Raw genomic sequence first — 20,516 nt, 5'->3', positions numbered from 1 at the left:
AACCTGGTCCGCCTTGAAATCGCCAAGGCTGCGCTGACGGTCAAATGCGAGCCAACTGAGGTCAGCTTCATCCGTGCTTTCCACCTGATCCAGTTCGAGCTGCATTGGGCAGGCGTGACCAGATCATATGGAAAATTGCCCGCATCAATGAAGCATTTGCGGGAAAGGCTGGTTAGCCTTCTGAAAGATGAACGGCCCGGCCGCAAATGCGACCGGGCCGTCAAGGCAACGCCGAAGCGTTATGCCGTCCGGAAGGTCAAGAAGCTACCTTAACTGAACGGCATTACCCTCCGGGGCGTCTTTTTTTATGTCCGTTGCTCCACTGCCCGTCAGGTAGAATGGCGGACGGATATCTTTCACCTCGAGCTTTCATGACCACCGATACGATCGACGCCAACACCGTCGCCCAATACCTCATCGACCACCCGCAATTCTTCGAGCAGCACGCCGGCCTGCTGGGCGAAGTAAAGCTGTCGAGCCCGCTGACCGGCCGCGCCGTGTCGCTGCAGGAGCGCCAGATGGAGGTCATGCGCGACAAGTACCGCGTCCTCGAGCTGCGCCTGGCCGAGCTGACCCGCCGCGCCGAGGAAAACCACGCCATCGCCAACCGCTTCCACGCCTGGAACCAGGCCCTGCTCGCCTCCAGGGGCGGCGCCGCCATGCCGCGCGACCTGGTCGACGCGCTGCGCACCGAATTCATGGTGCCGCAGGTGACGCTGCGCTTGTGGAACCTGAAGCCGGAGCATGCCGACGCCTGGTTCGCCAATGGCGTGTCGGACGATGCCCGCTTGTTCGCGGCCAGCCTGCGCGCCCCGTACTGCGGCCTGAACAACGACTTCGAAGCGGTGCGCTGGCTCGACGACCCGGCCGCGGTGCGCTCGACCGTCCTGATGCCGCTCACGGCCGGCGGCAAGACCTTCGGCCTGCTGGTGCTGGGCGCCCCGAACGACGACCGCTTCACCGCGACCATGGCGACCGACTTCCTGGTCCACATCGCCACCACCGCCAGCACCGCGCTGGCCCCGCTGCGCGCCTGACGGCCATGGAGGCAGCGGCGATGGACTGGCCGACCCGCTACCTGGGCGAGCTGGCCACCCAGCGCCAGCTGTCGCCGCACACGGTCGCGGCCTACCGCCGCGACCTGGCGGAACTCGCTACCCTGGCGGGCCACGAAGACTGGCCGAAGCTGACCCACCACGACATCCGCCGCTTCGCGGCGAAAATGCATGCCGGCGGCCAGTCGGCGCGCTCGATCGCGCGCAAGCTGTCCGGCTGGCGCGGCTTCTACGACTGGCTGTCGCGCCAGATGACCCTGCCCACCAACCCGGTCGAGGGCGTGCGTGCGCCACGCCGCCCGAAAACCCTGCCCAAGGCCCTGTCGGTCGACGACGCGGTGCAGCTGATGGAAGCCAATGCCAAGGGCCATTCCGAGCCGGCCGAGCTGTGCGACCGCGCCATGTTCGAGCTGCTGTATTCGAGCGGCCTGCGGGTGTCGGAACTCGCCGGCCTGGACATGGTCTATACCGAAGCCGGCAATGGCATGCCCGCCTCGCTCGGCTGGCTGGACCTGCAGGCCGGCGAAGTGGTGGTCACCGGCAAGGGCGGCAAGATGCGGCGCGTGCCCGTCGGCGCGCCGGCGCGCTCGGCACTCTCCGCCTGGCTGGCCGTGCGCCCCGCCCCGCGCGACGGAAGCGCCGCGCTGTTCCTGTCAAGCCGCGGCAGCCGCATCACGCCGCGCGTGGTCCAGACCCGCCTGAAGGCGCATGCGCTGCGCGCAGGCACGCCGGTGCACGTCCACCCGCACGTGCTGCGCCACTCCTTTGCTTCGCACGTGTTGCAATCCTCGGGGGATCTGCGCGCGGTGCAGGAACTGCTCGGACACGCAAGCATTACCTCGACCCAGATCTACACGGCGCTGGATTTCCAGCACCTGGCCGCGGTCTACGACAAGGCCCATCCGCGGGCGAAGTCGAAGTAAGCCAATCTGATTGCAGCGTCGAAGATGTTGAGATGTGTCAAGACGCGGTACGGTTGATTGATGGTGATGTTGCACGAAATCCGGCATAATCCCCCGATTCTCCCGCCTTGATGCGGGCGCAACTGACGGCAAAGCGAACATGGAACCCATCCCAAGCACCATCCTCACCGGCTTCCTCGGCGCAGGCAAGACCACCCTCCTCAACCGCATCCTGCACGAGGAGCATGGCTTGCGCATCGCGGTCATCGAGAACGAATTCGGCCAGGAAAACATCGACAACGAAATCCTGGTGCGCGACACCGGCGAACAGATCGTCGAGATGAACAACGGCTGCATCTGCTGCACCGTACGCGGCGACCTGATCGTGGCCCTGACCAACCTGGCCCAGAAGCGCGCCGCCGGCGAGATCGCTTTCGACCGCGTGGTGATCGAGACCACCGGCCTGGCCAACCCGGGTCCGGTGGCGCAGACCTTCTTCGTCGACGAAGAAGTGGGCGCTAACTACATGCTCGACGCCGTGGTGACCGTGGTCGATGCGCGCCACGCGATGGACCAGCTGGACCGTCACGAAGAAGCCCAGCGCCAGGTCGGTTTTGCCGACAAGATCCTGCTCTCCAAGACCGACCTGGTCGACGCCGCCGCCGTGGATGCCTTGAAGGCGCGCCTGCACCGCATCAACCCGCGCGCCCCGATCTCGACCAGCGATTTCGGCCGCGCGCCGATTTCCGAGGTGCTGGACCTGCGCGGCTTCAACCTGAACGACAAGCTCGAGCTGGACCCGGACTTCCTGCGCGCCGAGGAAGGCCACGATCACGACCACGATCACGAGCACGGCGAACACTGCGGCCACGACCATGCCCATGGCGAGGCCTGCAATCATCACGACCACCACCACAGCCACCACACCGACGACATCGCCGCCTTCGTCTTCAAGAGCGAACGCGCCTTCGACCCGGAGCGCCTCGACCAGTTCCTGGGCAGCATGGTGCAGGTCTTCGGACCGCAGATGCTGCGCTACAAGGGCGTGCTGTCGATGCTTGGGGCCGACCGCAAGGTCGTGTTCCAAGGCGTACATCAAATCATGGGCAGCGACCTGGGCGCAAAGTGGGGCGAAGACGAGACCCGTGGCAGTAAAATGGTGTTTATTGGTAAAAATTTACCAAAAGACGTATTTATCAGCGGACTTGAACAGTGTTTGGTATAAACTACATCAGTTTTGCGGGCAAGTCCGGGCCCGCCTGACGACCTGCCACGGTAGTTGGCAGGCCGGGCACCAGCGCTAGCGCGCCGGCGCATCCGGGCATCGTCCCACCCGCCAGCCGCATGCGGGTCCGGGACAGGCAGTGAAGGACGGCAGCCGCCGTCCGGGGCAGCAAGCCTTGACAGGCACCTGTTGCAAAGGTGTTAATGTTGAGTTTGCTGCTAAAATGAAAACCTCTGTCGTATCGAAGGCATCATGACTAAAACAACGAAACCGAATACCGCCGCGCAGCTCGAAGAACGCCTTCTGACGGAAGAAGAAATTCGGGCGATGAGCGACGACGACTACATGAATCCGGCACAGCTCGCGTTCTTCCGCAACCGCCTGCAGGAGCTCGAGAAGGAACTGCTGAAGAATGCTGGCGAGACCACGGAACACCTGCGCGAAACCGTGCTGGTACCGGACCCGGCCGATCGCGCGACCATCGAAGAAGAACATGCGCTGGAACTGCGCACCCGCGACCGCGAACGCAAGCTGCTCAAGAAGGTCCAGCAATCGCTGCAGGCCATCGAGAACGGCGAGTACGGCTACTGCGATGAAACCGGCGAACCGATCGGCGTTCCCCGCCTGATCGCCCGTCCTACCGCGACCCTGTCGCTGGAAGCCCAGCAGCGCCGCGAACTGAAGCAAAAACTGTACGGCGACTGATTCCCGTCCACCCCTACCGAAAAAAGCATGCACCGCAAGGCGCATGCTTTTTTCTTTTGTGCGCGGGCATTATGTTTCGTGCATATGTTTATTTCCTATCGGATACACTAGCAGCGATGCGCGTGTGCGCAGCACATGCCGCCCGCAGCCGTGCTACCGTCATGTCCGTGCCGGGACTTGTTCAATTATCCATAGTGGACCATGGGGCTGTTCTCCTTCCTGAAGAAAAAGAGCGACACGCCAGCAGACGAGGAACTTCTCGTCGTGGACACGCGCTTGCGCGCCGGCGAACCCTCGCGCCTGGCGTCAGAAGCCGAGCGCGAACGCCAGCGCGCCATCGCCCGCGCCACCGCGGCCAAGATCGACGAGATCGAGCTGGAAATGAGCTCCGCCATCTTCGACGACGAGCCGGCCTGGGGCAGCACGGCGCGCCGCCCCGCCGCCGCCGCCGCGGCTGCCGAGCCTGCTCCCGGCCTGGACGAGCTGCCCGACGCCGCTGCCGTGCCCGCCACCGCGCCGGCGGTCGAGGAAGGCGCCATCCTCTACGCCAACGGCCAGGCCGCCGCCGCCGAAAGCCTGCTGCGCGACAGCCTGGCGGACTTCGGCCGCATCGAACGCCTGCCCTGGTGGATGCTGTTCGACCTCTACCAGGCCACCGGCCAGGAAAGCCGGTTCGAGAGCATCGCCATCGATTACGCCAGCCATTTCGAGACCTCGCCGCCGGCCTGGCAGCCGCCTCCCCCTGCGCAGGACGTCCCCCAGCTCACCGGGGTGGCCGCCACCGAAAGCTTCGGCCCCGTCCTCGATGGCGGCATCGCCCCCCGCCTGCAGCGCCTGCTCGCCGCGCATGCGCCGCTGGTGCGCGTCGACGTCGGCGCGGTGCGCAGCGCCGATGCGACAGGCTGCACCCTGCTCCTGAAGGCGCTGCAAACGCTGCGCAAGGAAGGACGCGAACTGGTGCTGGCCGGCACCGACGCCCTGATGGCGACCCTGCGCCCCATGCTGGCGGTTGGCGACCGTACGGCTGGCGAGGCGCCCTGGCTGCTGCTGCTTGAATTGCTCCTGCTGTCCAACCGCGAAAAGGATTTCGAGGAATCGGCGATGGATTATTGCGTCACCTTCGAGGTGTCGCCGCCCTCGTTCGAGACGCCCAGGCACGTGTCGACCGCGGCCCCCGCCCCGGTGGCGGGCGACCGCTTCCTGCTGCCGCCGCTGGCACTGGGAGAGTGCGCGGCACTGCTGGACGCCATCGACGCCTACGCCGCAGGGCGCGAGATCCTGGTGCTGGACTGTTCGCGCCTGGCGCGCATGGACTATGCCTGCGCCACCGCGCTGCAGGGCCGCTTGCGCGTACACACGGAACAGCAGCGGCGGGTCGAGCTGCGCGACCTGAACCACATGGTGGCGGCCCTGCTGCGCCTGCTCGGTTATACGCACGACGAGGGTGGCATCCGTCTTTACCCGCACCGGTATTGACCAAGCCGGCCCCTTGTCCATGAATAACACGGTGTCCACGTTACGTGGACAACGCGTAAAAATGGACTGTGGTACTTCAGGGTTCCATTCGACATCGCAATTAAGGCTGAGCTCATCTTGCAATTGCGAGCACCCACCCCATCTGCGGGGGGCTAGACAACCACGAGGCTAAAAATGGAACAATTTCACGGCACCACCATCGTCACTGTGAGGCGCGGCAGCCAGGTCGCGCTGGGCGGCGATGGCCAGGTCACGCTGGGCAACGTCGTCATGAAGGGCTCGGCGCGCAAGGTGCGCAAGCTGTACCAGGGCAAGGTCCTGTGCGGATTCGCCGGCGCCACCGCCGACGCCTTTACGCTGCTCGACCGCTTCGAAGCCAAGCTGGAGAAGCACCAGGGCAACCTGCTGCGCGCCTCGGTCGAACTGGCCAAGGACTGGCGCACCGACCGCATGCTGAGCAAGCTCGAGGCCATGCTGCTGGTTGCCGACCGCGAATCGACCCTGATCATCACCGGCAACGGCGACGTGCTGGAACCAACCGACGGCCTCGGCGCGATCGGCTCGGGCGGCGTGTACGCCCAGTCGGCGGCCAAGGCCCTGTACGAGAACACCGGCATGTCGCCCGAAGAAATCGTGAAGAAATCGCTCACCATTGCGGGCGAGCTGTGCATCTACACCAACCTGAACCACATCATCGAGACCCTGGAATGAACCAGTCCCCCATCATGAACATGACCCCGCCCGAGATCGTCTCGGAACTGGACAAGCACGTGGTCGGCCAGGGCAAGGCCAAGCGCGCGGTCGCGATCGCGCTGCGCAACCGCTGGCGCCGCCAGCAGGTCGCCGAGCCGCTGCGCCACGAGATCACCCCGAAGAACATCCTGATGATCGGCCCGACCGGCGTCGGCAAGACCGAGATCGCGCGCCGCCTGGCCAAGCTGGCCGACGCGCCCTTCATCAAGATCGAAGCGACCAAGTTCACCGAAGTCGGCTACGTCGGCCGCGACGTCGACACCATCATCCGCGACCTGATCGACATCGGCGTCAAGCAGACCCGCCTGAGTGAGCAGAAGAAGGTGCGCCAGCGCGCCGAGGATGCGGCCGAAGACCGCGTCATCGACATCCTGGTGCCGCCGGCGCGCGACTTCGGCTTCAACGTCAGCAATGGCGGCGACAGCAAGGAAGGCGACGCCACCCGCCAGACCTTCCGCAAGCGCCTGCGCGAAGGCTCGCTCGACGACCGCGAGATCGAGATCGACGTGGCCGATGCGGCCCCGCAGATGGAAATCATGGCGCCACCGGGCATGGAAGAAATGACCGAGCAGATCAAGTCGATGTTCGCCGGCGTCGGCAACGCACGCAAGAAGCCGCGCAAGATGAAGATCAAGGAAGCGATGAAGCTGCTGGTCGACGAGGAAGCCGCCAAGCTGGTCAACGAGGACGAGCTGAAGCAGAAGGCGATCGCCAACGTCGAGCAGAACGGCATCGTGTTCCTGGACGAGATCGACAAGATCGCCACCCGTTCCGAACACGGCGGCGCCGACGTCTCGCGCGCCGGCGTGCAGCGCGACCTGCTGCCGCTGGTCGAAGGCACGACAGTGAACACCAAGTACGGCATGATCAAGACCGACCACATCCTGTTCATCGCCTCGGGCGCGTTCCACCTGTCCAAGCCGTCCGACCTGATCCCGGAGCTGCAGGGCCGCTTCCCGATCCGCGTCGAGCTGGAATCGCTGTCGATCGAAGACTTCAAGAGCATCCTGACCTCGACCGACGCCAGCCTGACCAAACAGTACGAAGCGCTGCTGGCCACCGAAGGCGTGCAGGTCGTGTTCACCGATGACGGCATCCACCGCCTGGCCGAGATCGCGTTCTCGGTCAACGAGCGCACCGAGAACATCGGCGCGCGCCGCCTGTACACGGTGATGGAAAAGCTGCTCGAGGAGATCTCGTTCACGGCCGGCGCCGAGAAGGAGCAGACGGTCACTCTCGACGCGGCCTACGTCAACGCACGACTGGACGCGCTGTCGGTCAACGAAGACCTGTCGCGCTACGTACTGTAAATTGTTGGAGGGAGGACTGGCGATGGCAAACAAGGCACTGGCGACGCGGCAGAAGATGCGGCTGCGGGTGGAGCCATCCCAGAACTTCGGCAAGCCGCGCAATCCGATCGCGGCGCTGGCCAAAGCCCGCTCGGCGGGGGCGCACGCCAAGCCGCTGTCGAGCGAACGGCAGGAGGCCAAGCGCATGCTGAAGAAGGCCAAGCTGGTCGCCGACGACGACGAATAGTCCGGCATCCTCCTTTCGATAGAGTTTCCCCTTGGCGGGCCGCGCAAGCGTGCCCGCCTTTTTTACGTCCGTCCCTGCGACCTGCAACTGCGGTGTGGTATCGCCGCCCTTACGATCTTGCCTACTCGACAATTCACAGGTACATTCAGTCGACATGTCATATTTACTGCAGGAACACCATGAGTTCACCGGAACTGGTCCTCGACGTGCTGCGCGCCGAACTGCGCACCGCCAACATCACCTACAAAGACCTGGCCGGGCGCATCGGCGTCAGTGAATCGAGCGTCAAGCGCATGTTCGGCCAGAAGGACATGGCCCTGTCGCGCCTGGCCCAGATCTGCCAGGTGACCGGCATCGCGCTGGAAGACGTGCTGCGCCGCGCCGCCGACTCGCGCCCCCAGGCCGACTTCCTCACCCTGCCGCAGGAAACCTCGCTGGTCGCCAACCCGCGCCTGCTCCTGATGGCGATTTGCTGCCTCGGCCACTGGTCGCTGGGACAGGTCACCGAGACCTATCGCCTGACCGAGCCGGAGTGCATCACCCTGCTGGCCGAACTCGACCGGCTCGGCCTGATCGAACTGAAACCCCTGAACCGCTACAGCCTGCGCGTCTCGAACGCCTTCCGCTGGCTGCCGGACGGCCCGGTACAGCGCTTCTTCCGCGAGCACGTGGTGGAGGACTATTTTGCAGGCAGGTTCGACCGTCCCGGCGAAGCGCTGATGTGCCTGCCCGCGCGCCTGTCGAGCGCCAGCGCCCAGGAGCTGGCCTCGAGGATCGAGCAGCTGGCCGGCGAACTGGCGCGCCTGCACCGCAACGACCGCCGCCTGCCGTCGCAGGAGCGCGACGGCTATACGCTGCTGGTCGGCTTCCGGTCCTGGGAGTTCGCGGCATTTACCGCGTTGCGGCGCGCATGACCGCGGCGATCGATACCGGCCGGCGCAAGCGCCTGACCTTCTGGGGCGCCGACGAGAACGACGACAGCCTGCCGCGCGCCGTGATGGCGGGCCGCAAGACGGTCACGGCCGACACGGTCGGGGACTACTACAAGCCATACGGCGAATACGGCGACGGCAGCTACGCAGCGGGCGACCTGATCGAAGTCTACGACCTGAAGCAGCGCCTGCGCTGCCTGATCCGCGCGACCAAGGTGCAGGTCGTCCGCTTCGGCGCCATCCCGGAAGAAGTCTGGCGCGGCGAGACCTTCGCCAGCGCACGCGAATTCCAGGAAGTGCACATCCGCTGCCTGCCCCAGTACGAGCTGCACGACGACTTCGAGTTCGTCACCCTGCATTTCGAGCTGGTCGAGGTGATCCAGTCCTGAGCTGCTTTCCCGGCTGCTGTATCATGCGCATCCTGAAGACGAAAGCCGCGCATGCTCACCATTACCATCAAGCAGGGCAAGGAAAAGGCCATCCTGGCCGGCGACCCCTGGATTTATCTCTCTGCCATCGACAAGGTCGAGGGCAAGCCCGCCGAGCGCAGCAAAGCGGGCGCCACGGCCATCGTGCAATCCTCGTCGCGCCAATTCCTGGCGCGCGCAGCCTACAACGCCAAGTCGCAGATTGCGGCCCGGGTCTGGACCCTGCGCGAGGACGAGCCGGTCGACCACGCCCTGATCAAGCGCCGCGTACAGGCTGCCGTGCTGGCGCGCGCCGACGTGTTGCGTGACGCCGATCCAGAGGCGCTGCTCCAGCTCATCGACGGTGACCAGGCCGGCTTGCCCGGCCTGCTGGTGCACGGCTACGGCGGCGCCACGGGCTACCTGGTCTGCCAGTTCAATGCCGCCGGGGTCGACCTGTGGAAGGTGCCTGTCGTGCAGGCGCTCATCAAGGCCACCGGCTGCCCGAATGTGTACGAGCGCAGCGACGAACTGGTGCGCAAGGCCGAAGGACTGCCCGTCACGCGGCGGGTGCTGGCCGGCGAAGAACCGCCCCAGCGCCTGATGGTGCGCGAAGGCGGCCGGCTGCTGCCGATGGACATTCGTACCGGGTTCACCTACCCGCGCTGAGCATTGCCTGTATCACCCTGTTGGCCAGGCTCGACCGGCCTGAACTGTCGTAGGAGCGCGCTGAATATACGCTGACAATGAGGCGCACGTTGGTGGAAGTTGCAATATTTGCCGCCTTGCGGCGAGGCTGAGTGCAGTGAGTTTAAGAACGCCAGCCGCTGATTCGCTGCTGTCAGCCCATCAGCTATACGGGTCAAGAACGCCCAATGTTCTGGGCAAAGGGCATTAAAGGTAGTGCGCTGGTATTTTTCCGCGATGGCCACTTTCAGAACTCAACAACGATCGAGAGCTTGGTGGCAGTCCTGTTTCTCTCGAGCGCCTTTTTGGTTCTTTCGAAGTCAACCGGCTTTGTTGAGCAAATCGAGCGAAGGCCGAGCTGACGCCTTTTGTAATCAGTTTTATAACACTGGTACCGTAACTGGGGTACCCAGCCGAGTAAAGCGGTTCAGCACGGCAGCGCGCACCTGCAATTCAGCGACCTGACGGTCGAAGTCACGCGCCATGACGCGTTCGCCGAGCAGTTTGAAACAACGCATCTTCGTTTCGACAAGGCTGCGCCGGTGGTAGCCGCTCCACTTCTTCAGATCGCCCGGCCCAGCCGGCGCGTCGTATGGAGGATCTCGTTGCGTGCATCGGCACCGCAGGGTTCGTATTCCAGGGTTTGGCGTTCTTGCGGGTCGGAATGATGGCATGCGCGGAGCGCATGGCGATGGCTTCGTGGCAGTCCTTCGTATCGTAGGCGCCGTCGCCATTGACGCTGGCGATGCGCTCGTCGGCTGGAATCTGCTCCAGCAGCGCCGGCAGGACGGGGGCGTCACCGATGCTGTTGTCGGTCACTTCCATGGCACGGATCTCCAGTGTGGACGCATCGATCCCGAGGTGCGCCTTGCGCCACTGGCGTCGGTAATCTGCACCATGCTTCTTCGTCTTCCATTCGCCTTCGCCCAGCATCTTGATCCCCCTGCTGTCCACCAGCAGATGCAAGCCTGTCGTGGTCGGCACGGCGCCAATGGCCACCTGCAGCGTCTTCTGCCGCCGACTCACCGTGCTGTAGTCGGGCACTGGCCAGCCAAGTCCCGCCAGGTGTAAAAGGCGCTGCGCCATGCCCATGGCCTGGCGCAGCGGCAAATTGAACAGGCACTTGATGCTCAGGCAGAACTGGATCGCCTCGTCGCTGAACGTCTGGCTGCGCCCGCGCTTGCCGCTCGGCTGGCCGTGCCATTTCATCGTCGGATCGAGCCAGATCAGCAGTGACCCACGTGCCTTGAGAGCTTCGTTGTACGTTTTCCAGTTGGTCGTGCGGTACTTCTGTGGAGCAGGCTTCATGCGTTCAGGCTAACAGACCTGCCGGATCTACGCTGGGCAGACCTGATTTACGCAACAAAGCCAAGTCGACGGTAAAAAATTCCGGATTCCGAAACTCGGGTGTGTGCGCATGCGCGAAGCCCTGCGCTTTCAAGACAGGATCGTCTCGGCCACGATTTCCCGCGTCGCCAACCATTGGTACGCCAGCATTACCGTCGACATCCCGAACCCGTTCCTGCCGTCAGCCGAAAACCAAGACGCGGTTGGAATCGACCTGGGCGTGTCATCGCTGGCAACCCTGTCAACGGGAGAGGCAATCGCAGGCTCTCGTGCACTACGCACCTTGCTACAACGGCTACAGCGGCTTTCACGCGCCCTATCGCGCAAAGTGAAGGGCTCGCATAATCGAGGCAAGGCAAAGATGAAACTGGCAAGGCTCCACGCCAGAATCGCCAGCATCCGGCGCGACGGGCTGCACCAGCTCACCACCAGCATCACGCGGCGCTTCCACACGATCGGCATTGAAGACCTGAACGTGAAAGGGATGCTGGCCAACCGGCGCCTGTCTCGCGCCATTGCCGACATGGGCTTTTACGCGTTCCGCCGCCAGCTCGAATACAAGGCGGCCTGGCGTGGTGGCCAGGTGATCGTGGCCGACCGCTGGTTCCCCAGTAGCAAACAGTGCTCCGGCTGCGGGCATGTAGTAAAGGAGCTGGGAATGGGTGTGCGGCACTGGTGCTGCCCGGAGTGTGGCGAGTACCACGACCGGGACGTGAATGCGGCAGTGAACCTGAAAAACATGGCGGTGAGTTCCACCGCATCGGCCTGTGGAGGGGAAGGCGCTGGCCTAGCGCGCAAGCGCGAGACGAAACCAGCCCCGGCGAAGCAGGAATCCAGCGCCAAAGTTAACGATGAATAACTTTGCATAAGTCTGGACGAACGGAAGTAGGTGCTGTCGCAGTGGCTGCCGGTCGGCCCGAACGACTAGGCGACTGGGATGATGCGCGGGCCGAGCACCTTGCCGGCGGCGATGGCCTGGCTCAGGCCGACGTCATTCCAGTCCGAGGCGCCGGCGTTGCGCACGGTGATGTAGCCCGCATCCAGGGTTTTGAGGGATGGGTATCCAGCAGGCGGCCGGCGGTGATAGTGACGAAAAAAACACCGCATGCTTGCGGCGTTCCGGCTTACTGGGTCGGGTTCGGCTCCCCCACCGGGCTGTTCACCGCCCGGGTCGGGGGCGGCATCTGCACCTGGTTTGGCGGCGGCGGGTTCTGGCCCTGCTGTCCTTGCTGCTGTCCCTGCTGCCCTTGCTGCGGCTGGGTCATGGTCGGATCGGGCGGCGGCGGCGCCTCCTGGTTCGGCAGCGCGGGTTCCGGGGTGGTCAGCGCGACGCCGCCGCCCGGTTGCTGCTGCATGTTCCCCGGCGCGGCCACGACGCCCGGCGCGGTCTGTGGCTCGACACCGGGCGGCGGCGCAGCGGCCACCGGCTGCGGCATCGGCGGCGCCATGCCGGGCTGGCTGGAGGCGCCCGTGTCGGGCGCCAGGTCGACGCGTTTCATGACGCCGCCTTCGGACAGCATCACGTATTTCGGATGCACCTCGGCCACCGTCACGCCCGGCACGATCTCGCGGCCGATCCGCACCGCCTTCGGCGGCGAACCCTCGGCCACCAGGATCACGGCGCTGTTGCTACCGGCCGAGACGACGCCGGTGAGCTGGTAATTGGAGATCGCCACCGCGGTCGGCTGGCCGCCGAACAGGTAGGCGGCGGCTTCCGGGTTCGGCTCGGCCTGGGCCATGGCCGGCGCCGGCGCCAGCGGACGCTGCTCGGGCTTGTACAGCTGCAGGAACCAGTAGGCGACCGAGGCGACCAGCAGGATCAGTGCGAGCAGGGTGAGGAGGAGAGGCAGACGCTTGTTCATGGTTTCCTTCTTGTTCTTGTATTCAGCGCACCAGTTGGTTGATCTCGATGATCGGCATCAGCACCGCCAGCACGATCAGGAGCACCACCAGGCCCATGGCCAGGATCAGCACCGGCTCCAGCAGGCCGGCGATGGTGAGCGTGCGGCGCTCGAGGTCGGCCTGCTGCGAGTTGGCGGCGCGTTCGAGCATGCTGGGCAGCTCGCCGGTGATCTCGCCGGCGCGGATCATGTGCACCAGCATCGGCGGAAAGTGCTTCTGCGCCGACAGGGCGCGCGCCAGGCTCACGCCTTCGCGCACGCTGGCGGTGGCCTGTTCGACCAGTTCGCGCATCGCCACGTTCGACAGGGTGTCGCGGCTGGTCTCGAGGGCGCGCAGGATCGGCACGCCGGAACCGGTGGTGATCGCCAGCGTGCTGGCGAAGCGCGCCGTGTTCAGGCTGCGCTCGAATTTTCCATAGACCGGCGCACTCAGCAGCCAGGTATGCCAGCGCCGCTTGAGGTCGGGATTGCGCAGCGCGCGCCGCCACAGCCAGAACGCGCCGATGAGCAGAATGCCGACATAGATGCCGTAGGCCCGCACGAAGTCGGAAATCGCCAGCATCATGACGGTGAGGAAAGGCAGTTTCTGCTTGGTGTTGGCGAACACCGAGACGATCTGCGGCACCACGTAGGTGAGCAGGAAGATGACGATGGCGAAGGCCACCACGGTGACGATGGCCGGATAGGTAAAGGCCAGGCGCACCTTCTGCACCAGCGCGTTGCGGCGCTCGATGTAGTCGGCCAGGCGCGACAGCACGCGCGAGAGCTGGCCGATCTGCTCGCCGGAAGACACCAGGGCGCGGTAGATCTCGGCGAAGTCGCGCGGGTGGCGCGACAGCGCGCTGGAAAAGGCCACGCCGCCGATGACTTCGGAGCGGATCGAGGCGATCAGGTCGCGCACGTAGGGGCGTTCCGCCTGTTCCAGCAGCGCGGTGAAGGCCTGTTCCAGCGGCAGGCCGGCCTCGAGCAGGCTGGCCAGCTGGCGCGTGAACAGCGCCAGCTCGACCTGCGACAGGCGCTCGCCGAAGCCGCGCGAACGCGCCACGCCGGCTTCGTCCACCTGGGCCGCGATCTGCTCGACCGACAGCGGCGTCAGGCCCTGGGTGCGCAGGTCGGCGCGCGCCGAGCGCGGGCTGTCGGCGTTGACCACGCCCTTCTTGGTGGCGCCGCCGGCGTCGACGGCTTCGTAGCGAAATGCCGGCATGGGCTTCCCTTAATCCTTGGTCACGCGCACCAGCTCGGCGCGTGTGGTGGTGCCGTCCGCCAGCCAGCGCTCGCCGTCTTCGCGCATCATCTTCATGCCCGACTTCTGGGCGGTGACGCGGATCTCGGCTTCGGAGGCCTGGTTATGGATCTGGGCGCGGATCTCTTCGGTGGTTTCGAGCAGCTCGTAGACGCCGACCCGGCCATGGTAGCCGGTGTGGCCGCAACGCTCGCAACCCACCGCATGCCAGCCGGTGGCGTCGCTGACCTTGCAATGCGTGCACAGCTTGCGCACCAGGCGCTGCGCCATCACGCCCAGCAGGGACGAGGACAGCAGGAACGGCTCGATGCCCATGTCCAGCAGACGGGTCACGGCCGAGGCCGCGTCATTGGTGTGCAGGGTGGCCAGCACCAGGTGGCCGGTGAGCGAGGCCTGCACCGCGATCTGCGCCGTTTCCAGGTCGCGGATCTCGCCGATCATGATCACGTCCGGGTCCTGGCGCAGGATGGCGCGCAGGGCCTTGGCGAAGCTCATGTCGATGCGCGCGTTGACCTGGGTCTGGCCGACGCCGTTGAGGTCGTATTCGATCGGGTCTTCCACCGTCATGATGTTGGTGGTGGACGCGTTCAGGCGCGACAGCGCGGCGTACAGCGTGGTGGTTTTACCCGAACCGGTCGGGCCGGTGACCAGCACGATGCCGTGCGGCTGGTTGATCAGGCGGTCGAACTGCGGCAGCATGTCCGGCGCCATGCCCAGGTGGCTCAGGTCGAGCCTGCCGGCTTCCTTGTCCAGCAGACGCAGCACGGCGCGCTCGCCGTGGCCGGTCGGCAGGGTCGAGACGCGCACGTCGACCGGTTTGCCGCCGATGCGCAGGGTGATGCGGCCGTCCTGCGGCAGGCGCTTTTCGGCGATGTCGAGCTGCGACATGATCTTGATACGCGAGATCAGCGAGGCGTGGATCGCCTTCTTGGGACGCACGATGTCGCGCAGCGCGCCGTCGACGCGGAAGCGCACGACCGAGGTCTGCTCGAAGGGTTCGATGTGGATATCGGACGCGCCTTCGCGCAGCGATTGCGTCAGGAGCGCGTTGATCATGCGGATGACCGGCGCGTCGTCCGAGGATTCCAGCAGGTCTTCGATGGCGGGCACGTCCTGCAGCAGGCGGGTCAGGTCGAGGTCGGCATCGAACTCGTCCACCACCTGCGAGGCGTCGCCGCCGGCGCCGGCATAGGCCTTGGCGATGGCGTCGTCGAGCTCGCCGCGATCGAGGCGGCGCAGGGTGATGCGGCCGAAGCGGCGCGAGACTTCCGCGATCGCGCTGGGCGCGGTGGCGCCGGACACCAGCACCTCGACGGCCTGGCCCGGTTCGTCACCGCCGCGCGCCAGCACGCCGTGGTCACGGGCGAAGGCGAAAGGCAACAGATTGTTCATGGTCAGCTTATTTCTGGTTCGATGGCGTCACCGGACGAAACTGGGACTGCGGCGTCGCCGGCTGGTTCTGCTGGCGCGGCTGGCCTTGCCTCATTTGGTCCTGCGTCGGTTGGCCGCTGGCCGCGCCCGGGGCGCTGCCGACGACCGGCGCCGCCTGCACCGGCGCGGTGGCCATGGTGCCGCCGACGGGCGGCTGGCCACCCGTCAAGGGCGGCAGCTGCGGCGCGCCGAGATTGCGCATCAGGATCGTGTCTTCCTGGCTGGCCTGGCCCGAGGCGCCGACGGCGCGCATGTATTCGTAACGGTCCATGGCCAGCGAATGGGAAGCTTCCTTGCTGCGCACCACGACAGGACGCAGGAACACCATCAGGTTGGTCTTGACCCGGGTGCGGTTGCGGTATTTGAACAGGTTGCCCAGCACCGGAATGTCGCCCAGGCCGCGTACTTTCTCTTCACCGTCGCCCTCGGTGTCCTCGATGAGGCCGCCGAGCACGATGATCTGGCCGTCGTCGGCCAGCACATTGCTTTCGATCGCGCGCTGGTTGGTGGTCAGGCCCTGCGGCGCGTTGCGGGTGGCCGGGTCGACGCTCGAATTCTCGTGGAGGATCGCCATCTTGATGGTACCCCCCTCCGAGATTTGCGGGCGCACCTTGAGCAGCAGGCCGACGTCCCGGCGGTCGACGGTCTGGAACGGGTTGCCGCCGCCGGTCGCGGCGGTGGTCGTGTACGAGCCGGTGATGATCGGCACGTTCTGGCCGACCTTGATCGTTGCCAGCTCGTTGTCCAGGGTGATCATGTTCGGTGTGGACAAGATGTTGGCATTGCCGTCGTTTTCAAGGGCGCGCGCCACCGCCCCCAGGCCCAGCTCGCCGCCCACCTGGCGGAACAGGCCGAAGGTCAGGCCGCCCGGGATGCTCGGCACCGAGGTGCCGGACAGGCCGGTACGCGCGGCCGCGGCCAGGTTGACGATGTTGCTGCCCTGAGCGCCGCCGGTGAAGGACTGGACGCCGCCGACGCGGTACTTGCTGTCGCTGTCGCCCGAGGCGCCGATCCACTGCACACCGAATTCCGAAGCCTTGTTGGAGGTCACTTCGACCACCAGCGCCTCGATGTAGACCTGGGCGCGGCGCACGTCGAGCTGGTCGATGACGCTGCGCAGGTTGCGGTACACGGCGTCCGGCGCGGTGATGATCAGGCTGTTGGTCGAGGCATCGGCCTGGATGAAGCCCGAGCCCTGGCCGCCGCCGGCGCCGCCCGCGGTGAGCTGGCTCTGCTGGCCGAAGGTGCCGCCGGTGCCGGAGGTGGCGAGGCTGCCCCCCTGGCCCTGCTGGCTGCCGAGTCCGCCCTGGCCGGTGCTGCTGCCGCCCATTCCTGCGGAGCCCGCCTGGATGGAACCGCCCGTGGTGCCCTGCTGCTGCACCGGCACCGCCGAAGCGTCCTGCGACACCACGGCGCGCAGGGTCTGGGCCACGCGGCTGGCGTCGGCGTTCTTCAGGTAGACGACGTGAATATTGCCCTGCGTCGAGGTCTGCTGGTCGAGGCGCGCGATCAGGGACTTGGCCAGGTTGGCGCGTGCCTGCGAAGGGGCGCGGATCACGACCGAGTTGGTGCGCGGGTCGGCCAGCACGGTGACGCGGCCGGAATCGCCGCCGGCGCTCGGTTCCATCAGGCGGGTGACCAGGGCGGCGATGTCGCTGGCGATCGCGTTGCGGATCGGGATCACGTCGAGGTCGGCCGCCACCGGCGCGTCGAGCGCGGCGATGATCTTGGCCAGGCGGCGCAGGTTGTCGGCGTAGTCGGTGATGACCAGGGTGTTGTTGCCCGGGTTCGCCATGATCGAATTGTTCGGCGAAATCAGGGGACGCAGCACGGCGGTGAGATTCGCCGCCGACTCGTAGGAGAGATAAAACACCTGGGTGGCGATCTGGTCGCCGGTAGCCTTGCTGGCGCGTACGCCCCCGACCTGGGTCGGCGAGGACTGGGCCTTGGCTTCGGCTTCCGGCACCACCTTGGCATAACCGTCGCCGCTGGTGACCACGGCATAGCCCTGCAGGCGCAGGGTCGAGGTCAGGAGGCCGAAGGCCTGGGTCTTGGTCAGCGATTTTTCCGACACCAGCGTGATCGTGCCCTTGACGCGCGGGTCGATGATGAAGGTCATGCCGGTGTAGTGGCCGATCGCCTTGATCACCGATTCGATGTCGGCGTTGACGAAGCTCAGCGCCGCGGCGTTCGCACTTTCCTGGGCATGAGCAACTGCTGGAAGGAATGTTCCCGCCGTGGTCGCGGCGAAGCAGCACAGCATGGCGCCGGCCGCGACGCGGCGCATATTCGGCACGATGGGCAGACGGAGGTGGGGTCGAGCAAAGGTGGTGCGAATGTTGTTGGTCATTATCTGAACTCGAGTGCGATTATGTTTTTGCCGTTCACCATGCGGCGCTGGCCCAGCAGGTTGAGCATATTACCCAGCGTCTGTTCGTATCCTTCGGCGGCCGAGGCCTGGCCGGAAAAGCGCAGGCGGCCATTTTGCAGCATACCCGAGCCCGTCAATACGAGCGCACCGCGTACGGTGCGCAGGTTCAGGTCGGCCTGGCTGCCGCGCCAGTCGAATGCCATTTCATAGCTGCCCAGCGGCCGGATGGGCGACATGCGCGAACCCATGTCGCTCATGGTCAATACCGTACGGCCCTGTACCGCTACCGTATTGGGCTGGCGCAGCAGGTCGAGCGTATTCCAGACCAGCCGGATGGTGCCGCTCGGCGCCAGCGTGTTGAGCGGCGCACCCAGCCCCGCCAGGCCCTCGGCCGGCAGCAGCAGTTCGCCGCTGCTCACCTGCCACTGCGACCAGCTGCCGTCGATGCGTACCGGGCGTGCCAGTGCTTGCGGGTTTTCTAGTTCCATGTGGACTTGGCCCAGCATCACCAGCGGCGACAAACGCCATGCGAAGCGCCCCGGCAGCAGCGGCGTCACTGCCCCGCCCTCGCCCGGCGCTCCGCCTACGAAAGCTGAGCCGTTCCAGAGCGTACCTTGCGCATCCCCCAGAGTCAAACGACCGCCGGTCTGCTGTTCCACGATCGGCCCCAGCCAGGAAGCGGGCAGGAAGGCCAGCACCGTGACGAGCACGGCCAGCACGACCGGCACTGTCCACAACAGCAGGCGCCTCATTGGGCCGGCGCGCTGGCCTGGCGCAGCGTGAGGGTGGCGTCGACCTGTCCCACCGCGCTCAAGGCGGTAAACGTGGCGTCCTGCACCTGCACGCGGTTCTCGCGGCGCTGGGCATCGAGCCAGGACACCAGGTTGGCGAAGGACACGCCGTTGAACTGGATCTTGGCGTATTCGCCGGTCATGGTGAGCGAGCCTGCCTTGAGGCCGCGCTGGGCCATGCTGGCGTTCAGTGCCTCGGAGCTCATGGGCGCGACCGACGGCGCCGGCGTGGCGGCCAGGGCCTGGGCTTCGGCGGCCATGGTTTGCAGCTGGGCGGCCTGCTGGCGCAGCGCGGGCAGCGAGCGTTTCAGGCTGTCGCGCCCTTCGATGGCCGGCGCCAGCAGCAGCGCATAGACCAGCGACACCCCCACCACGGCGCCGCCGACGGTCAGGAACTTGCGCTCCTGGTCGGTACGGCCCAGCCACCAGGTGAGCGCACGCTCGCGCAGGGCGCTGAATTTCGCGCCGAACTGCGCGCCGATGTTTCCTGCTGCCTTCATTGTGCTGCTCCCGTGGTGGCTGCCTGCGCGGACGCACCTGCGGCACCCGTGCTGCGGATGACCCAGGTAGCCGGTGCACTTTCTTCCAGACTCATGTTGCGTGCTTCCAGGATCGAACGCAGCTGCACCGTGGTGGCGGGGTCGACGGTGTCAGGTTTGACGCGCACGGTGAGCGTACGTTCGCGGAACTCCATTGACGCAAGCGTGGGCGGACGTCCGAGGCCGCGTACCGCCTCGCCGAGCTGGCCAGCGATCCAGCCGAACTCGTCCGGGCTGACCTGGCCGCTGGCGGCCTTGGCGCGCGCGATGTTCTGGCGCATCTGCGCCACCGGGTCGATGACCGGCTGGGCCGGGTAGGCGCTGCGGAAGGTCTGGGACATGCCCTGGCGCACCGCGTCGGCTTCGCGCTTCAGGCGCAGCCACTCGATGTTGACGCCGATGATGTTGACCACGATCGCGGCAAGCGCGAGACGGATCGGCCAGCGCCAGCGGCTCCAGTCGCGCTGGGCGACGCCGGCGGTGCCGAGGCCCGGCACCAGGTCCATGGTGCTGCTTTTGCTGCCTGCGATCCAGTGCTCCCAGGCTTCACTTTCCAGCGTGATGCCGGGACCCGCTTCGGCCAGCAGGGCCTGGTATTCGCCGAGCTGTTCGTGCGGCACGTACAGCACCAGGGGGGCGTCGCCCGCCAGCGCGCGTGCGGTCTGCAGCGCGAGCGTCGGGTTGCCGTCCAGGGCCAGGCCCAGGCCTTCGTACTGACCCTGGCGCAGCAGCAATTCGTTGTTGCCGATGGCGGCGCTGACGCTGCCCGGCAGCAGTGGCAGGCACAGCTGTGCCGGCACGGCGGCGACCGATCGCGCACCCATGCCGAGCAGGGCCTTCACCAGCGGTTCGAACCAGTCGCGCTGGACCACGCCGACCGGGCGGCGGCCGTCCGGCAAGGGGGGACCGGCCACCAGCACGCAATCGAGCGGGTCGCCCAGGATATGTTCTTCGACCAGGGCCGGCAGGGCCGCGCGCAGGCGCGCGCCGGTGAGCGGCGGGGCCTGGACCGGCAGCAGGCTGACGTCGGCGCCGGCCAGCAGCAGCACCACGCGGCGGCTGGCCGCGACCACGTCGCCCAGGTTGCGCAACAGGCCTTCGCCCTGTTGCGCGATGGTGCCGGCATCAAGCACCACCGCAAAGCGGCACAGCGCGCCCTCGCCTTCTGCGCGGGCCGGGTGCCGGATATAAAGAGTAGTCAAACTGTCTCGCTTT

At 66.1% G+C, this 20,516-nt stretch carries 20 protein-coding genes and 2 pseudogenes; 13 read left to right on the top strand and 9 right to left on the bottom strand.

What is annotated here, in order from left to right; all coding sequences use genetic code 11:
- The 12 genes and pseudogenes from YWC_RS33400 to YWC_RS0123075 form a co-directional block, all read left to right on the top strand.
- Positions 1-273 (top strand): annotated as a pseudogene (locus YWC_RS33400) (IS4 family transposase); the annotation flags it as partial.
- 98 nt (positions 274-371) lie between these two features.
- Positions 372-1,037: a DUF484 family protein gene (locus tag YWC_RS0123125; RefSeq protein ID WP_027867516.1), complete on the top strand. Its 666-nt coding sequence runs from the start codon at positions 372-374 to the stop codon at positions 1,035-1,037.
- 20 nt (positions 1,038-1,057) lie between these two features.
- Complete coding sequence (xerC, locus tag YWC_RS0123120) at positions 1,058-1,978, top strand: tyrosine recombinase XerC (protein WP_084416549.1); 921 nt, start codon at positions 1,058-1,060, stop codon at positions 1,976-1,978.
- A gap of 139 nt (positions 1,979-2,117) precedes the next feature.
- On the top strand, positions 2,118-3,182 hold the full coding sequence (locus tag YWC_RS0123115; protein ID WP_027867514.1) for a CobW family GTP-binding protein: 1,065 nt from the start codon (positions 2,118-2,120) through the stop codon (positions 3,180-3,182).
- A 252-nt stretch (positions 3,183-3,434) separates the two neighbouring features.
- Positions 3,435-3,887, top strand: coding sequence for an RNA polymerase-binding protein DksA (gene dksA / locus YWC_RS0123110; RefSeq protein WP_027867513.1), 453 nt, complete (start codon positions 3,435-3,437; stop codon positions 3,885-3,887).
- Positions 3,888-4,088: 201 nt separating this feature from the next.
- On the top strand, positions 4,089-5,363 hold the full coding sequence (locus tag YWC_RS0123105; protein ID WP_027867512.1) for an STAS domain-containing protein: 1,275 nt from the start codon (positions 4,089-4,091) through the stop codon (positions 5,361-5,363).
- A 174-nt stretch (positions 5,364-5,537) separates the two neighbouring features.
- Entirely contained in the window at positions 5,538-6,074 is a 537-nt protein-coding gene (gene hslV, locus YWC_RS0123100; RefSeq protein WP_027867511.1) for an ATP-dependent protease subunit HslV, read from the top strand.
- A 14-nt stretch (positions 6,075-6,088) separates the two neighbouring features.
- Positions 6,089-7,426: an ATP-dependent protease ATPase subunit HslU gene (hslU, locus tag YWC_RS0123095; protein ID WP_027867510.1), complete on the top strand. Its 1,338-nt coding sequence runs from the start codon at positions 6,089-6,091 to the stop codon at positions 7,424-7,426.
- Positions 7,427-7,448: 22 nt separating this feature from the next.
- Positions 7,449-7,652 (top strand): hypothetical protein, encoded by a 204-nt coding sequence (locus YWC_RS0123090; protein ID WP_027867509.1) that lies wholly within the window; start codon positions 7,449-7,451, stop codon positions 7,650-7,652.
- Positions 7,653-7,831: 179 nt separating this feature from the next.
- Positions 7,832-8,566 (top strand): helix-turn-helix domain-containing protein, encoded by a 735-nt coding sequence (locus YWC_RS0123085; RefSeq protein ID WP_027867508.1) that lies wholly within the window; start codon positions 7,832-7,834, stop codon positions 8,564-8,566.
- Complete coding sequence (locus tag YWC_RS0123080) at positions 8,563-8,973, top strand: ASCH domain-containing protein (protein ID WP_229413172.1); 411 nt, start codon at positions 8,563-8,565, stop codon at positions 8,971-8,973. Before YWC_RS0123085 ends, YWC_RS0123080 begins: the two co-directional genes overlap by 4 nt.
- A gap of 51 nt (positions 8,974-9,024) precedes the next feature.
- Positions 9,025-9,660 carry a class I SAM-dependent rRNA methyltransferase gene (locus YWC_RS0123075; protein WP_027867506.1) on the top strand — a complete coding sequence of 212 codons (636 nt, stop codon included), beginning with the start codon at positions 9,025-9,027 and terminating at the stop codon, positions 9,658-9,660.
- 398 nt (positions 9,661-10,058) lie between these two features.
- Here YWC_RS0123075 and YWC_RS30510 read toward each other — a convergent pair.
- Positions 10,059-10,986 (bottom strand): annotated as a pseudogene (locus tag YWC_RS30510) (IS5 family transposase).
- A gap of 109 nt (positions 10,987-11,095) precedes the next feature.
- On the opposite strand from YWC_RS30510, the gene YWC_RS30505 reads away from it, so the two are divergent.
- Positions 11,096-11,884 (top strand): RNA-guided endonuclease InsQ/TnpB family protein, encoded by a 789-nt coding sequence (locus YWC_RS30505; RefSeq protein WP_051306684.1) that lies wholly within the window; start codon positions 11,096-11,098, stop codon positions 11,882-11,884.
- 65 nt (positions 11,885-11,949) lie between these two features.
- Here YWC_RS30505 and YWC_RS32305 read toward each other — a convergent pair whose 3' ends face one another.
- From YWC_RS32305 to gspL, 8 genes are read right to left on the bottom strand one after another with little or no spacing between them, the layout of a single operon-like run.
- Complete coding sequence (locus YWC_RS32305) at positions 11,950-12,132, bottom strand: hypothetical protein (protein ID WP_084416547.1); 183 nt, start codon at positions 12,130-12,132, stop codon at positions 11,950-11,952.
- Between the two features lie 17 nt (positions 12,133-12,149).
- Positions 12,150-12,887 carry a type II secretion system protein N gene (locus YWC_RS0123055; RefSeq protein WP_027867505.1) on the bottom strand — a complete coding sequence of 246 codons (738 nt, stop codon included), beginning with the start codon at positions 12,885-12,887 and terminating at the stop codon, positions 12,150-12,152.
- A gap of 22 nt (positions 12,888-12,909) precedes the next feature.
- Positions 12,910-14,130 (bottom strand): type II secretion system inner membrane protein GspF, encoded by a 1,221-nt coding sequence (gene gspF / locus YWC_RS0123050; RefSeq protein ID WP_027867504.1) that lies wholly within the window; start codon positions 14,128-14,130, stop codon positions 12,910-12,912.
- 9 nt (positions 14,131-14,139) lie between these two features.
- Positions 14,140-15,561 (bottom strand): type II secretion system ATPase GspE, encoded by a 1,422-nt coding sequence (gene gspE, locus YWC_RS0123045; RefSeq protein WP_027867503.1) that lies wholly within the window; start codon positions 15,559-15,561, stop codon positions 14,140-14,142.
- 7 nt (positions 15,562-15,568) lie between these two features.
- Positions 15,569-17,950 (bottom strand): type II secretion system secretin GspD, encoded by a 2,382-nt coding sequence (gene gspD, locus YWC_RS30500; RefSeq protein ID WP_051306683.1) that lies wholly within the window; start codon positions 17,948-17,950, stop codon positions 15,569-15,571.
- Positions 17,950-18,723 carry a type II secretion system protein N gene (gene gspN, locus YWC_RS0123035; protein ID WP_027867502.1) on the bottom strand — a complete coding sequence of 258 codons (774 nt, stop codon included), beginning with the start codon at positions 18,721-18,723 and terminating at the stop codon, positions 17,950-17,952. Before gspN ends, gspD begins: the two co-directional genes overlap by 1 nt.
- Entirely contained in the window at positions 18,720-19,262 is a 543-nt protein-coding gene (locus YWC_RS0123030; RefSeq protein WP_027867501.1) for a type II secretion system protein M, read from the bottom strand. Before YWC_RS0123030 ends, gspN begins: the two co-directional genes overlap by 4 nt.
- Entirely contained in the window at positions 19,259-20,503 is a 1,245-nt protein-coding gene (gspL, locus tag YWC_RS30495) for a type II secretion system protein GspL (RefSeq protein WP_051306682.1), read from the bottom strand. The genes YWC_RS0123030 and gspL overlap by 4 nt, the downstream gene beginning before the upstream one ends.
- Between the last annotated feature and the right edge of the window lie 13 nt (positions 20,504-20,516).

This window comes from Massilia alkalitolerans DSM 17462 (genome assembly GCF_000427785.1).
Taxonomy (GTDB): Bacteria; Pseudomonadota; Gammaproteobacteria; order Burkholderiales; family Burkholderiaceae_D; genus Telluria; species Telluria alkalitolerans.
Note: the sequence above shows the minus strand (reverse complement) of the source record. Positions and strands in the feature narration are given on the sequence as shown.